Source organism: Pseudofrankia inefficax (assembly GCF_000166135.1).
GTDB classification, from domain to species: Bacteria; Actinomycetota; Actinomycetes; order Frankiales; family Frankiaceae; genus Pseudofrankia; species Pseudofrankia inefficax.
In genome coordinates this window covers 1,888,583-1,901,634 of the sequence record NC_014666.1, presented here as the reverse complement: position 1 = coordinate 1,901,634, position 13,052 = coordinate 1,888,583, and the positions used below count along the sequence as shown (strand labels likewise).

Annotated in this window: 11 protein-coding genes and 1 pseudogene; 6 read left to right on the top strand and 6 right to left on the bottom strand. The window is 72.6% G+C overall.

Annotated features, from left to right (window positions below; all coding sequences use genetic code 11):
* Positions 1–669: a GntR family transcriptional regulator gene (locus FRAEUI1C_RS07630; protein ID WP_013422717.1), complete on the top strand. Its 669-nt coding sequence runs from the start codon at positions 1–3 to the stop codon at positions 667–669.
* A gap of 60 nt (positions 670–729) precedes the next feature.
* Here FRAEUI1C_RS07630 and FRAEUI1C_RS07625 read toward each other — a convergent pair whose 3' ends face one another.
* Positions 730–1,302: a VOC family protein gene (locus FRAEUI1C_RS07625; RefSeq protein ID WP_013422716.1), complete on the bottom strand. Its 573-nt coding sequence runs from the start codon at positions 1,300–1,302 to the stop codon at positions 730–732.
* Entirely contained in the window at positions 1,299–2,210 is a 912-nt protein-coding gene (locus FRAEUI1C_RS07620; RefSeq protein WP_063747973.1) for an acyl-CoA thioesterase, read from the bottom strand. The genes FRAEUI1C_RS07625 and FRAEUI1C_RS07620 overlap by 4 nt, the downstream gene beginning before the upstream one ends.
* A 60-nt stretch (positions 2,211–2,270) precedes the next feature.
* On the opposite strand from FRAEUI1C_RS07620, the gene FRAEUI1C_RS07615 reads away from it, so the two are divergent.
* The 4 genes from FRAEUI1C_RS07615 (at position 2,271) to FRAEUI1C_RS07600 (ending at position 6,733) form a co-directional block, all read left to right on the top strand.
* A complete protein-coding gene (locus FRAEUI1C_RS07615; protein WP_013422714.1) occupies positions 2,271–3,188 on the top strand; it encodes an NAD-dependent epimerase/dehydratase family protein in 918 nt (305 codons plus the stop codon).
* A gap of 4 nt (positions 3,189–3,192) precedes the next feature.
* The gene (locus tag FRAEUI1C_RS07610; protein WP_013422713.1) at positions 3,193–4,335 is read left to right on the top strand and encodes a sulfotransferase family protein; all 1,143 of its coding nucleotides are present in this window, start codon (positions 3,193–3,195) and stop codon (positions 4,333–4,335) included.
* Between the two features lie 4 nt (positions 4,336–4,339).
* Positions 4,340–5,533 carry a DUF1214 domain-containing protein gene (locus tag FRAEUI1C_RS07605; RefSeq protein WP_013422712.1) on the top strand — a complete coding sequence of 398 codons (1,194 nt, stop codon included), beginning with the start codon at positions 4,340–4,342 and terminating at the stop codon, positions 5,531–5,533.
* Positions 5,534–5,596: 63 nt separating this feature from the next.
* Positions 5,597–6,733, top strand: coding sequence for a Fic family protein (locus FRAEUI1C_RS07600; protein WP_013422711.1), 1,137 nt, complete (start codon positions 5,597–5,599; stop codon positions 6,731–6,733).
* A gap of 43 nt (positions 6,734–6,776) precedes the next feature.
* Here FRAEUI1C_RS07600 and FRAEUI1C_RS37440 read toward each other — a convergent pair.
* The 3 genes and pseudogenes from FRAEUI1C_RS37440 to gshB form a co-directional block, all read right to left on the bottom strand.
* Positions 6,777–7,961: pseudogene (locus FRAEUI1C_RS37440) on the bottom strand (MFS transporter); the annotation flags it as partial.
* Positions 7,958–8,356, bottom strand: a complete 399-nt coding sequence (locus FRAEUI1C_RS07595) for an MAPEG family protein (RefSeq protein WP_013422709.1) — start codon at positions 8,354–8,356, stop codon at positions 7,958–7,960. The pseudogene FRAEUI1C_RS37440 and the gene FRAEUI1C_RS07595, both read right to left, overlap by 4 nt.
* Positions 8,353–9,324 (bottom strand): glutathione synthase, encoded by a 972-nt coding sequence (gshB, locus tag FRAEUI1C_RS07590; protein ID WP_013422708.1) that lies wholly within the window; start codon positions 9,322–9,324, stop codon positions 8,353–8,355. The genes FRAEUI1C_RS07595 and gshB overlap by 4 nt, the downstream gene beginning before the upstream one ends.
* 159 nt (positions 9,325–9,483) lie before the next feature.
* Here gshB and FRAEUI1C_RS41575 point away from each other — a divergent pair, with 159 nt between their 5' ends.
* The gene (locus FRAEUI1C_RS41575; RefSeq protein WP_013422707.1) at positions 9,484–12,300 is read left to right on the top strand and encodes a helix-turn-helix transcriptional regulator; all 2,817 of its coding nucleotides are present in this window, start codon (positions 9,484–9,486) and stop codon (positions 12,298–12,300) included.
* 100 nt (positions 12,301–12,400) lie between these two features.
* On the opposite strand, the gene FRAEUI1C_RS07580 is transcribed toward FRAEUI1C_RS41575, so the two are convergent.
* Positions 12,401–12,988 carry a hypothetical protein gene (locus tag FRAEUI1C_RS07580; RefSeq protein WP_013422706.1) on the bottom strand — a complete coding sequence of 196 codons (588 nt, stop codon included), beginning with the start codon at positions 12,986–12,988 and terminating at the stop codon, positions 12,401–12,403.
* Positions 12,989–13,052: the final 64 nt, after the last annotated feature.

The window sequence follows — 13,052 nt, the reverse complement described above, 5'->3', positions numbered from 1 at the left end:
GTGGCGTCTCGTCCCATCCCGCGGAAAAAGACGAGCCCCGCCGTCGTGGACTACATCCTGGAGCAGATCTTCGAAGGCCATCTCAAGTCGGGCGACCGCATCGACCTGGACCAGGTCTGCCGCGACCTCGACGTGAGCCGGCTCCCCGTCCGCGAAGCCATCGTGATGCTGGAGCGGGACGGCCTCGTCACCTCCACCTACCACCGCGGCGTCTTCGTCGAGCCGTTCGACGCCAAGTCGGTCATCGACGATTTCGAGATCATCGGGCTGCTCAGCGGCGTCGCGGTCCGGCGGCTGGCCGAGGAGCAGGACCGCGAGGTGATCACCGAACTCGAAGGTCTGGTCGACGAGCTGCGGGCCGCGCCGGCGGGTGACCGGGACCGGACGATCGAACTCGTACGCACGATCCTCACCACCGAGCACCGCGCCGGCGGCTCCCGCCGGCTGCGCGCCGAGCTGCGCGCCTTCACCGGCTATCTGCCGCTGGTCTTTCGCATCAGCACCAACCGAAGCCACGACGAGATCGTCGAGGCGCACGCCCGCGTCGTGCGCGCCGTCGCCGCGGGCGACGGCGAGAAGGCCGCCCGCTACCGGGTGGACGACTTCCGCGACGCCGGCCGGAAGGTCGTCCAGGAGCTGGCCCGCCGCGGCGTGCTCAGCGGCGAGTAGGTCCCCCGGGCCCAGCCCCGCGCCAGCAGGACGACGAGCCGACCGACCGGCGACGCGAGATCACTTCACCCTTCCGTCGGGGCCGAGCATCCGGACGGGGTCGGTCCCGTCCCAGGCCTCCGACGCCCGCGCGATCTTGCCCAGGTTGGCCAGGAAGCCGGGCGTGCTCTCGACGACCTCGGTATAGAAACCGAAGTCCGCGACCGTGTCGACGAAGGCGACGCGGAACCGGCCGGACAGGCTTTCGGTGACGATCTCGTAGCCCAGCCCCTCGTAGTGGGCCTTCTTCTTGTCGTAGTCGGGCGTCACCGTCGCCAGTTGGTGGAACGCGCAGGTCCCACCGCGGCTCCAGTCACGGAACACGCTGGGACGGTCGCAGTGCTGCTGGATCAGCTCGATCTGCACCGGACCGGCCTGCGCGACCGCGACCTGGAGCGTGATCGTGGCCTCCGCGCCCCGGTGCAGCGCGGTCTGGTCGAAGGCCGGCATGACGTGAAAGGGCCCCACGCCGAAGACCCGGGCCCAGCGGGCCGCGGCGGCGAGCACGTCGTCGACGAGGAAGCCCTGCTGGAAGAACCGGTACTCGCCCTCGGGCCAGGACTGCTGGAACAGGCGGTGCTCGATCGGGCTCATCGCGTGGCCTCCGGGATCACAAGAACCTCCTGCATGACGGTGGCGACCAGCTGGCCGTCGGCGTCGTGGATCGCGCCACGGACGAGGCCCCGGTTGCCGACGATGGTGACCGCTTCCTGGGTGTGCAGGTGCCATTGGTCGAAGCGGGTGGGCCGATGGAACCAGATGGCGTGGTCGAGGCTCAGGCCGTTGCAGCGGCCTGGGCCGGCCGCTCCCGGGTGGCCGCGAAAGATCATGTCCATCAGCAGGAAGTCGCTGGCATAGGCGAGCAGCGCCAGGTGCAGCAGCGGGTCGTCGCCGACGGAGCGCGGCAGGCGCATCCAGTGCGACCGGGAGGCGCTCGCGGCCATACCGGCCCGCGGGCCGCCGAGGAACGAGGGCGCCTCGGCCATGCGGAACTCGATCGGCGGTGGCCGCTCGATCCAGTGGCGTCCGTACTCCCGAAGGTCGGCCGGCAGCTCGGCGGCCCACTGTTGCAGCCCCGGCAGCTCGTCCGGTGGCGGCACCGCGGGGGCGCTGACGGCCGCGCCTGGTCCGGGATCGGCGCCGTGGAACGCGGCGATCGCGACGAGCAGCGGCTTGCCGTCCTCGGTCACGGTGACCTGCCGGGTCGCCATCGAGCGTCCGTCGCGTACCCGGTCGGTGGCCAGTTCCAGCGGCCGGCCGGGGGTTCCGGCGCGCACGAAGGAGGCGTGCAGCGAGTGCGGGGCCTTGCCGGTCACCGAGCGGCCGGCGGCGATGAGCGCCTGGGCGAGGAGTTGGCCGCCGTAGACCCGTCCGGCCGTGCTGACGGTGTCGGGTGGCACCTGAGAACGATCCTCGGCGAGCTGTTCCGGTTCGAGGGCCCTTAGGAGACCATCGAGCGCGTCGAGCATCGCGTCGAGATGGGGCTGCACGGGCGAGTTCACCCGGCTAGTCTAGGCCACCATGGATCAAAGATCAGAGATCCTCCGAAGGGGCGGCCCGGGGTGCTGAGCGGCGAGAAGATCCTCATCACCGGGCCGACCGGACGGATCGCGTTCGGTCTCGCCGAGACGCTGGCGGCGGACAACGAGGTCTGGGGCATCGCCCGCTTCGGCGATCCGGCGGCGCGCGCCGAGATCGAGGCGCTGGGGGTGACGACCCGCGCCGTGGACCTGGGCGACGGCGACTTCGGTGATCTCCCCTCCGACTTCACGTACCTGCTGCACATCGCGGCGGACTTCGGGAACGACTACGAGCGCGCGCTACGGGTCAACGGCGAGGGAACGGGCCTCCTGCTGGCGCACTGCCGCACGGCGAAGGCCGCGCTGGTGATGTCGACGCTGACCGTCTACAAGCCGCACCCGGATCCGTGGCACCCCTTCCGGGAGGACGACCCGCTGGGCGACGCCGGCCTGCCCGAGCCGAGGCCGTACTCGATCGGCAAGATCGCCCAGGAGGCGGTCGCCCGGTACTGCGCCCGGGCGTTCGACCTTCCGGTCACCATCGCCCGGATGGGCAGCGCCTACGGTGCCCGCGGCGGTCTGCCCGCGTCCTCCCTGCACGCGATCGCCGCCGGCCGGCCGGTCACGGCTCGTTGGGATCCGCTCCCCTACAGCCCGATCCACTACGACGACATCAACGCCCAGTGCGAGGCGCTGCTCGCCGTCGCCAGCACGCCGGCGCGGATCGTGAACTGGTCCGGCGACGAGCCGGTGACGGTCCAGCAGTGGTCCGCGTACTTCGGCGAGCTGCTCGGTGTCGAGGCCACGGTCGCCGTCGAGCCCGTCCCCGGGGCCTCGCTCGGCTCCGTCGGGGACCACGCCAGGAGGTCAACGATCACCGGGCCCTGCCGGGTCGACTGGCGCGACGGCTTCCGCCGGATGGCCGCCCACTTCTACCCCGACCGCGTGAAGGCGAGCTGATCCGATGCGGCGCTATCCCTCCGCCAACCAGTTACTCGACGAGGCCGCCGCGCAGGCCGGGCTGGCCGACTTCGGCCCCGGCGACTTCCGCGACGGCCTCGCCGTGCTGCTCGACAGCCTCGAACGCGACGGCGACCTGGACCCGGGCACCGACGCGGCCGTGATCGGTGACTTCCGCCGCCGCCTCGTCAACCGTCTCAAGGTCGAGGCCTGGTACGGCGAGCACCCGGAGGTCGCCGACGTCCCGGTCCTCGGGCCCGTCGACATCAACGGGCTGCCCCGCACCGGCACCACGGCGCTCGCCGACATGCTGTCCCTCGACCCGCGGTTCCGCTGCCTGCGGGGCTGGGAGCAGGCCGAACCGTGCCCGCCGCCGACGCCGGACGACGAGGCGAACGACCCTCGACGGCTTGAGTTCATCGCCGTCCAGGAGCGCCGGTCGCCGGAGAGCCGGGCGAAACACCTCGTCGAGGTCGACGCCACGATGGAGGACACGGAGCTTCTCGGCATGGCGTTTCACGGCCAGCAGATGGTGTTACCCGTGGCCGGCTACCGGGACTGGTGGCGCGAGGCGGACCTGACCTCGACCTACCAGTACCACCGCCGCGTCGTGAAACTGCTGGGATCGCGACGCCCGCCGCAGCTGTGGCTGTTCAAGGCGCCGCACCACAAATTCCATCTCGAGGCGCTGGCGGCGGCCTATCCGGACATCCGCTTCGTCATGACCCACCGCGACCCGGCCAAGGTCGTCCCCTCGTATTCCAGCCTCGTCTCCTCGATCACGCCGCCCGCCGCCGGCGAACGCGACCTGCACCGGCTCGGCCGCGAGATCAGCGACCACCTGCGCAGCGGCCTGCTCCACGCCATCGACGCCCGCAAGAGCCTCGGCGAGGACCGGTTCCTCGACGTCCACCACCGCGAGCTCGTCGCCGACCCGAAGGGGACCGTGCGCCGGATCTACGCGTGGCTCGGCTTCGAGCTCACCCCCGCGGTCGAGCGGACGATCCTCGACTGGCAGCAGGCCAACCGGATGGGCGCCGCCGGCACCCACCGGTACACCGCCGAGCAGTTCGGCCTCAGCACCGCCCAGATCCGCGCCGACTACGACTTCTACATCCGCCACTTCGACGTAGCCGTGGAGGGCTGACGCGATGACCGCGCTTCCGACCTGGACAGACCAGCTGCGCGCGCTCGAAGGCGTGGCGGAGAACCTGATAGCCACCTGGCGGCCGGACGGCGCGACCGAGGCCGAGACGCAGGACATGAACAAGCTCGCCCTGTCGATCCTCGCCGACGGGTACCTGTGCCACGTCTACACCGATGCCCGCCGGCCCGTGTTCATGCCCTTGTGGAACTTCGCGTGCAACCAGGGCGGGCCCAACCCGGACTACGTCTACCTGACGACCGAGGTCGACCCGGCCGGCGTCTACGAGATCTCGGGCTTCCGCGGCACGACCCGGTTCGTCGAGATCACGCAGCAGGAATCGGAGATGACCAGCCCGAAGCATTTCGAGCGCCGGACCGGTCCCCCGCTGCGGGTCACCAACGACCTCGACGAGCTCACCATCGGCGCCGACGGGTCGTTCCGCGTCACGCTCAGCGCGCGGCGCCCGGACGGCCACGACGGCGACTGGTGGCCGCTCGACCCCCGTACCCGCAAGCTCCTGATGCGCAAATGCGCCTGCGACTGGACGCATGAGGTCGACGCCCGGGTCGCGATCAACCGCCTGGACGACCCCGGCGCGGACATGACCCCGGCCGAGAGCGCCGGCCGGTTCTCGGACCTGGCCGAGTGGATCGACGGGATGATCCGGTTCGACATGCAGCTCGTCCGGTACTACCGGGAGCACCACGGCATCAACGTCCTGCTGCGTTCCCAGTGGATCGAGGACGCCGGCGGCCTGGCGAAACAGGCCTACTACGACGGCATCCACCAGATCGCCGACGACGAGGCGCTGATCGTCGAGTTCCCCGTCCCGACCGAATGCCACTACTGGCAGATCCTCGTCGCCGACGACCGGTTCTCCACCGTCGACTGGGTGAACCGCCAGTCGAGCCTCAACGACTTCCAGGCCCGCGTCGACCCCGACGGCTGGTTCCGCGCCGTCGTCTCCAGGCAGGACCCCGGGGTGCACAACTGGCTCGACAAGGCCGACTTCCCGTGGGGAATCCTCCAGGCCCGTTTCTACCGGGCCAACGAATACCCCAAGGCGACGGTGACCAAGGTGCCAGTCGCGGACGTGCTCAAGCACCTACCCCCCGACACCGTCGTGGTCACTCCCGCCGAGCGGGCCCAACAGCTGCGGATCCGACGCGAGGGCGCCCAACTACGCCGCATCTGGTGACCGCTACCGCTCGCGCGGCCCGGCAATTTGACGTAATGACTACGTCATCATATCATTCCCTGCATGCTCTACCCCACGCCGCCTCGGACGCCCGCCGATGATCGGGTGCTCGCCGAGATCGACGTCATGCGGCAGGCGCTGCGGCACCAGATCCAGACCACGCCGTCCAAGTGGACAGCCGGGCTCCGGAAGTTCCTGACGGCCGACGCGGTCGCGGCCTCGAACTCGATCGAGGGCTTCAAGGTGTCCACGATCGACGTCGAGGATCTGATCGACGGCGAGCGGGATGTCGAGGTCTCCGAGGAAAATCGCGACGAGACGCTCGCCTACGAGCGAATGATGGCTTATATCCAGACGCTCCACGATGCCCAGGACTTCAGCTACAGCAAAGGCCTGTTCAACGCGTTGCACTGGATGTTGCAAGGCCACCGGCACACCGCGCGCAGGCCGGCCGGGCAATGGCGCCGAGGTCCCGTCTACGTCACGGACGCCCGCGACCCCAGCATCGCGGCCTACACCGCCCCAGACGTCGATACCGTCCCCGCACTGATGAAGGAACTCGTCGACTGGCTCGACACCGACGACGACGCCCATCCGCTGGTACGGGCCGCCATGGCGCACCTGCACCTCGTGTCCATCCACCCCTGGGCCGATGGGAACGGCCGAATGTCCCGCTCGCTGCAGACGCTCATGATCGCTCGCGAAGGTGTTCTCGCCCCGGAGTTCTCATCCATCGAGGCGTGGCTTGGCCGTCCCGGCAACACCTGGGAGTACTACCGGGAACTCGCCGGCCGGGGCCCGACGTACGTACCCGACCAGGACGTCGCCAGTTGGATCCGCTTCAACCTGACCGCCTACCACCAGCAGGCCCAGACCGTGCAGGGCCGGCTCGACCGCTCCGGGCGGGTGTGGGGGGCGCTGTCGGAGTTCGCCGCGGCCACCGGCCTGGACGAACGGGTGGTGACCGCCCTCCACGACGTGGCCATGGCCGGGCGCGTCCGCCGCTCACGCTACGAGGAAGCCGAGGGCCTGAGCCTGCAGCAGGCACAACGAGATCTCCGAGACCTCACCACCGCTCAGGTCCTGGTGCCGGTCGGCCGAACCCGGGCCCGCTACTACACGGCGGGCCCCCGCTTCCCTCAGCCGGCTCTCGACCTCGCGGGAACCCCGATGACCCTGCGGGATCCGTACTCCGGCTGACCGCGCGGTCAGGCGCTCGGCCGGTGCCGGAGGTGAGGGCCGCGGCGGCGATGGCGGCGATGGCTCCGACGACGAACGGCGCCCGGCCGCCGGCGAACCTGGTGACCACGCCGGCCACGGCCGCGCCCGCGGCCAACCCGCCGACGAGCACGACGGCGAGCCACGACATCACCCGGCCCATGAACGCGGGCTCTGCCGTCTGCAGGATGGCCACGGTCGCGGCGATGAACACCGACCAGGTCAGACCGACCCCGGCCAGCGCGATCAGCGCGACACCCAGAGTCGGCGCGGCCGCGGTGAGCGCCATCGACGCCGCCATGCCGGCCGCCGCGCCGACCAGCGCCCGGCCGCCGGAGTAGGTCGCGAACAGCACCGATCCGACGAGCCCACCGGCCGTGACCACCGTGAACGCGATGCCGACGACGCCCGCGCCGGCGCCGAACACGGTTCGCACCAGGATCGGGACCGACACCTGGACGGTGAAGGCAAGCGTCGCCAGCACGGCCAGGGCGACCAACGGCGTGCGCAGCCGGGGCGTGTGGCGAAGGTAGGCGAGCCCGTCGCGTAGCTGCCGAGGCGCCCGTGCGACCCGCGGCGAGGCTCCGGCCCGGATGGTGGCGAGGACGGCGAGGTCGAAGGCGAACGTCGCGGCGTTGACGGCGAAGGCGGTCGTGACTCCGGCCGCGGCGACCAGCGCGGCGCCGAGGGCCGAGCCGGCGGTCATCCCGGACAGCAGCACCATGCCGCTCAGGGCCGACGCGCTGGCCGAGCGGTCCGGGGTGACCAGCATCGGGACGAGCGCCCGCCGGGCCGGCGTGTCCAGTGCGTTGAGCACGCCCCAGCAGCACGCGAGGACACCGATGACACCGAGCGTGAGGTGCCCGGTGGCGGCGGCCAGCGCATACGCCGCGGCGACGGCCCCCAGGCCGGCCTCGGCGAACATCAGGATCCGCTTGCGGTCATGCCGGTCGGTCACCGCGCCGAACCACGGGCCGAGCACCAGGCTCGGCGTGAACTGCGCGGCGACCACCCAGCCCAGGGCCGCCGGATCGCGGTCGACCACGGCCCACGACAACGCGACGACCTGGGCCCAGGAACCTGTCACCGACGGCACCTGGCCGAGCAGGTAGCGCCGGAAGCCCGGCGAGCGCAGTGCCCCGAGCGGCGACGTGGCGCTCGATGTGCCTCGGGGCCGAGCGATCCGGAAGGTCCGGGAGGTCCGGCTCACAGCAGCGTCACCGCGGCGGCGATCGCGAGGGCCACGCCGAACAGATAGGTGCCCAGGGCACCGACCAGCCGGGACCGGGTCGGGATCGACCAGTCAGGCGTGGTCAGCATGCCGACCACGTGAGCGAGGCGGGCGACCGTGGCACCGATGATCAGTGGGATCGCCACGGCGGCCGGGCTGCGCTCCCCCACGAGCAGGAACAGGACCATGAGCGTCGGCACGTACTCGGCCGCGTTGCCGTGCGCGCGGACCGCGACGAACAGCCGGTCGGTGGGATCGGTCGGCTGCTGGGCGCCGCCGGCCTTGCCGACGATCCCGCGCAGGCGGGACACGTTGAAGCCGAGGCCGAAGACGAGCGCGCCGAGAATGGCGGCGCAGCTGATGGCGATGGTCATGCGCTTCTCTCCAGGGTCGGCGCGGGCAGGACACTGTCCAGAAGGTCCGCGCAGAGGGTCCAGCCGAGCAGGGCGTCGGCCTTGCGCAGGGCGCCCACGCTGGTCACGTTGACTTCGATGAGGTGGGGGCCGATGACGTCGAGTCCGGCGAGGTGGATGCCGTTGGCCCGCAGCACGGGGGCGAGCCGGGCGCAGATCTCGCGGTCGCGGTCCGTGATCGGCGCCTGCGCCGTCGCGTCACCGATCCGGAAGTCGCCGGCGGCCGGGTACCGGTAGACGGCGCCCACCGGCTCGCCGGCGATGACGAAGACGCGCTTGTTCCCGGCGGCGACCTCGCGCAGGAACCGCTGCACCACGACGGCGCGCGTGCCACCGGCCGTGGCGAGTTCGAGGAGTGACGCGAGATTGGGGTCGTGCCGGTCCAGTCGGAGGACTCCGCGGCCGCCGAACCCGTCGACGGGTTTCAGCACCGCTGTGCCGTGCTGCGTCAGGAAGTCGCGGATGGTGTCGCCGTCGGCGGTGACGACGGTTGGCGGTATCAGGTCGTCGAAATGCAGCGCCAACAGATGCTCGCTGCAGGCGCGCAGCCCGCGAGGGTCATTGATGAGGGCCGTACGCGCGGGCACGAGCAGGTCGAGGATCAGCGTCGCCGTGGTGTAGGTCGCGTCCAGCGGCGGTTCGGTGCGCATGAACAGGGCGTCCATGTCGTCGAGCCACACGATGGTCGGTGCCGACGCGGTGAACCAGGCGTCGGCCACGGACCAGCGGCAGCCACCGGCCGGGTGGGTCGGCGCCAGCCGCACCCGACGGGCCTGGGCCCGGGCCCGGCCGCGGACCGCCTCCAGGCGGACGGCCTCGGTGGCCCACACCTCGGCGCCGCGGTCCTGCGCGGCGTGCATCAGACCGACCGTGGTGTCGACCGTGGCGTCCAACGACTCCAGCGGGTCGGCCACGAAAGCGATCTTCATGGCAGGGGGGTGCGATGCGTTGTGGTCATGGGTCCACGATCGGGTCGCTCGCCCCTGGTCACATCAGTGCCGGTACGTAACCACGGCACGCAATCCGGGCCGCGCCCGGCGCCGGCACAGACGCTCTCGTGACCCCCTGGCACCCGCGATAATGCCCGGGTGGCAGCCGATGACCGCTTCGTCGGGCGGCAGGACGAACTCGACCTGCTGCGCCGGCGGCTGGCCGACGCTCGGGCCGGATCCGGCGGCGTGGTCATGGTCAGCGGCCCGGCGGGGATCGGCAAGACCCGGCTGATCGAGGAGCTCGTGGCCGAGGCCGCCCCGACACCGGTCGTGTGGGGCAGCGCGGTCGCGGACCAGGGTGCGCCTCCGCTGTGGCCGTGGACCCGCGCGCTGCGCGGCCTGCCCGGGCCGCGTGACGCGCTGTCGGCGGTTGTCGCGGGTGACGCGCAACGGGAGCACGGCAGCGCTCAGGACGCGGCGGCGACCACCTTCGCCGCCGACACCCAGGTCATCGACGCCCTGGCGGCGACGGCCGCGGCGGCCGGGCTGGTGATCGTCCTGGACGACCTGCACTGGGCCGACCGCGCGACGCTGCGGCTGCTCGCCCGCGTCGCCACCGAGGTCCGACGCCTGCCGGTTCTGGTGGTCGGCGCCCACCGCGGCGCGCTCGCCGGCGCGTTGGACGCGCTACCGCGACACGGCGCCACCGACGACGTGCACCTCGGGCCGCTGGCTCCCGCCGAGGCCGGCGCCTACCTCACGTCGGCCGTGGCGCGGTCCGATCCGCGCGCGGTGCGCAGGGCGATCGAACTGTCCGGTGGCAATCCCCTCTACCTGCGCACGCTCAGTCGGGTCGCGGCCGGGCCGCTGCGCGGCGACGGCGGTTGGGCGGCCGCGGTCGGCGAGGCGGCCGAGTTCCGCGGCCTCGTCACGGCGGCGATGCGCTCCGCCGGGCCGGTCGCGGCCGACGCCGTCGAGGCGCTCAGCGTGCTCGGCGCCGAGGCCGACCCGGCCCTGCTCGGCGGCCTGATCGGGGTCGACGCCGGTGTCGCCGCGCATCGGCTGCTCCCGGCCGTGCCGACCGGCCTGGTGGAGGTCGCACCGGTCGCCGGCGCGCCGGTCCGGTTCGCGCACTCGCTGGTCCACGACGCCGTCTACGCCTCGCTCGCCCCGCGGCGCCGGCTCACGCTGCACCGCCGCGCCGCGGAACTGCTGGAGCCCCTCGCCCGGGGACGCGACGAGCGGGCTGGCGCCGTCGCCCGGCACTGGGCCCGCGCCGACGAGCCGAGCCGGGCCGCGGGCTGGGCCGTGCGGGCCGCCGACGCCGCACGGGCCGCCGGCGCGTACGACGAGGCGGCGTCCTACCTGGAGTCCGCCCTCGACGCGGCCGACCGGGCACCGGCGGACTGCGGCGTCGACACCACCGAGGTGCTGCTCGACCTGGCCCGCGCGCAGTACCTCGGTGGCCACATCACGGCGGCCCTCGCCAGCTGCGAACGCGCGGCCACCGACGGAGAACGGTCCGGCCGGGCCGATGTGGTGGCCCGCGCCGCGATCACCGTGCAGGGCATCGGCCATCCCGACACCAACGCGCGGGTCGAGGCCCTCTGCCGCCGCGCCCTCGCCGTGGGCGCCACGGGCACCGCGGTGCTGCGTTCCCGGATCCAGGCCGCGCTGGCCTGCGCGCTGATCGAGCTCGGCCAGGTGGACGAGGCGGCCCGCTGGTCGGCGCAGGCCCTGGTCGAGGCCGAGGCCACCGGGGACACCGACGCCGAGCTGGACGCGATCCACGCCCGGGTGATGGTCGCCTGGCGGCCCGACCAGGCGGACGAGGTGTACGCGCTCGGAGGCCGGGCCATCGACCTCGCCGGTCCGACCGAACGCCCGCTCGCCCGCCTGTGGGCCCACGCGTGGCGGTCCGACCGCGCGGTCCACCGGGCGGACCTGGCCGCGGCCCGCATCGAGGTGGAGGCGATGCGCGCGCTCGCCGCCCAGACCGGGCTTCCGTTGGTGCGCTGGCACCTGCTGCGCCGCCGAGCCTCCTTCGCCGCGCTCGCGGGGGATTTCGACGGCTGCCGCCGGCTGGGCGGCGAGGCCTTCGCGCTGGCCGTCACCTGGCATGACACGTCAGCCCACTACATCCATCTCGGCCAGACCGTGGGCCTGGCCATGGTGCGCGGCGACCGGACCGACCTCGCCGCGGGCTGGGACCTGCACCTCGCCGAGGTCCACAGCCTCCCGCCGGTCGCCCGCGCGCTGCTCGCCGCGGCGCTGCACCTCGCGGGTCGCGACGCCGAGGCCTTCGACCTCTACGAGCCGCTGCTGCCGGTGCTGGTCGCCGCCCGTACCGCGCACGACGCCGCGGCCCTGACCTACCTGGCGTTCCTGGCGACCGAGTTCGGCGACGTCCCCGGCTGCGTCAAGGTCCGTGACTGGATGGCGGCCACGCTCACGACCACGCTGGCGGTCGGCGCGGGGTCGGTGTTCTTCTACGGCGCCACCGCGCGCGTGCTCGGCCAGCTGGAACTCGGTGCTGGCCGGCCGGAGGCGGCGATCCCGCTGCTGGAAGAGGGAATCCGGGTCGACGCCCGGTTGGGTGCTCGTCCGTTCGTCGTCCACGGTCGCCTGGCTCTGGCGCGCGCGCTCACCGCCACCGGAGCGATCCGACCGGCCGCCGAGCTGGCCCGGCAGGCCGCCGCCGACGCGCGCCGGCTCGACCTGCCGGGCCCGCTGCGGGCGGCCGACGCCCTGATCGCCGACGCCGCGGGCCTGGCCCGTGCCACCGATCCGCTCTCCGACCGCGAGAACGAGGTACTGGCGCTGGTCGCGCAGGCGATGTCCAACCGGGACATCGCCCGTGCACTGGTGCTGTCCGAACGGACCGTCGAGAGCCACATGCGTCGAATCCTGGCCAAGACCGGCTGCGCCAACCGCGTCGAACTCGCGCGGTGGCGCGAACGACGTCGATCATGACGTAGCGACCCGACGACTAGAGGGCCACGAACGCGGCGCGGAGCCGCGCCCACCACCAACGGGGCGCGGCTCCGCGCGCGGCCAAACGGGTTCCGCGCCGCTAGTCCTGGCTTGGCTGGGCGCCTTCGATCGCGCAGACGAGGCCGCCCTTGTCACCGGGGCCCTTCTCGCCGAAGACCTTGGCACCGGGGCCCTTGTCGCCGGGGCCGGCGCTGCCGAACACGCTGATCAGGTGCGGGCCGTCGGCATCCGCCGGCTTCGGCAGCCCCTCGGCGGCACCGCCGGTGACGACCTGGCCGTCCCGCACCACGACCGGCGTGCCGGGCTTGGCCTCACCGACCACCTTTCCGTTGTGGTAGATCTTGCCGTCCTTCACCTGGAAGTCGTCGGCCCCGGGCGGCTTGGGCAGCGCCTCGGCGGCCGCGCCGGTGTAGACCTTGCCGTCCTTCACCGCCACGGGCTCGCCTGGCTTGGCCGTGCCGACCAGCTTCCCGTTCAGGTAGACCTTGCCGTCCTTCACCTGGACGTTGTCGAGGCCCGCGCCCTGCGGCGGGGCGGGGCAGGTCGACGGCTGGCCCGAGGGGGCTCCGGAGCCGGGCTGGTTACCGCTGGCGTTGGCGGCCGCGGCGCCCGAGCCGGCCAGCCCGAGGGTGATCGCGCTGACGAGGACGATCCGGCGGATTCGCATCGTGCACCTCCTCTTCTCGATGGCCCCCTCATTGGGGCCGGAGCCAGACTCCCGTCCGGCGGCT

Coding starts and splice junctions, on each gene's coding strand:
- FRAEUI1C_RS07605 (WP_013422712.1), top strand. CDS start 4,340: ATGACCGCGCTTCCGACCTGGACAGACCAGCTGCGCGCGCTCGAAGGC.
- FRAEUI1C_RS07600 (WP_013422711.1), top strand. CDS start 5,597: ATGCTCTACCCCACGCCGCCTCGGACGCCCGCCGATGATCGGGTGCTC.
- FRAEUI1C_RS07580 (WP_013422706.1), bottom strand. CDS start 12,988: ATGCGAATCCGCCGGATCGTCCTCGTCAGCGCGATCACCCTCGGGCTG.
- FRAEUI1C_RS07595 (WP_013422709.1), bottom strand. CDS start 8,356: ATGACCATCGCCATCAGCTGCGCCGCCATTCTCGGCGCGCTCGTCTTC.
- gshB (WP_013422708.1), bottom strand. CDS start 9,324: ATGAAGATCGCTTTCGTGGCCGACCCGCTGGAGTCGTTGGACGCCACG.
- FRAEUI1C_RS07625 (WP_013422716.1), bottom strand. CDS start 1,302: ATGAGCCCGATCGAGCACCGCCTGTTCCAGCAGTCCTGGCCCGAGGGC.
- FRAEUI1C_RS07610 (WP_013422713.1), top strand. CDS start 3,193: ATGCGGCGCTATCCCTCCGCCAACCAGTTACTCGACGAGGCCGCCGCG.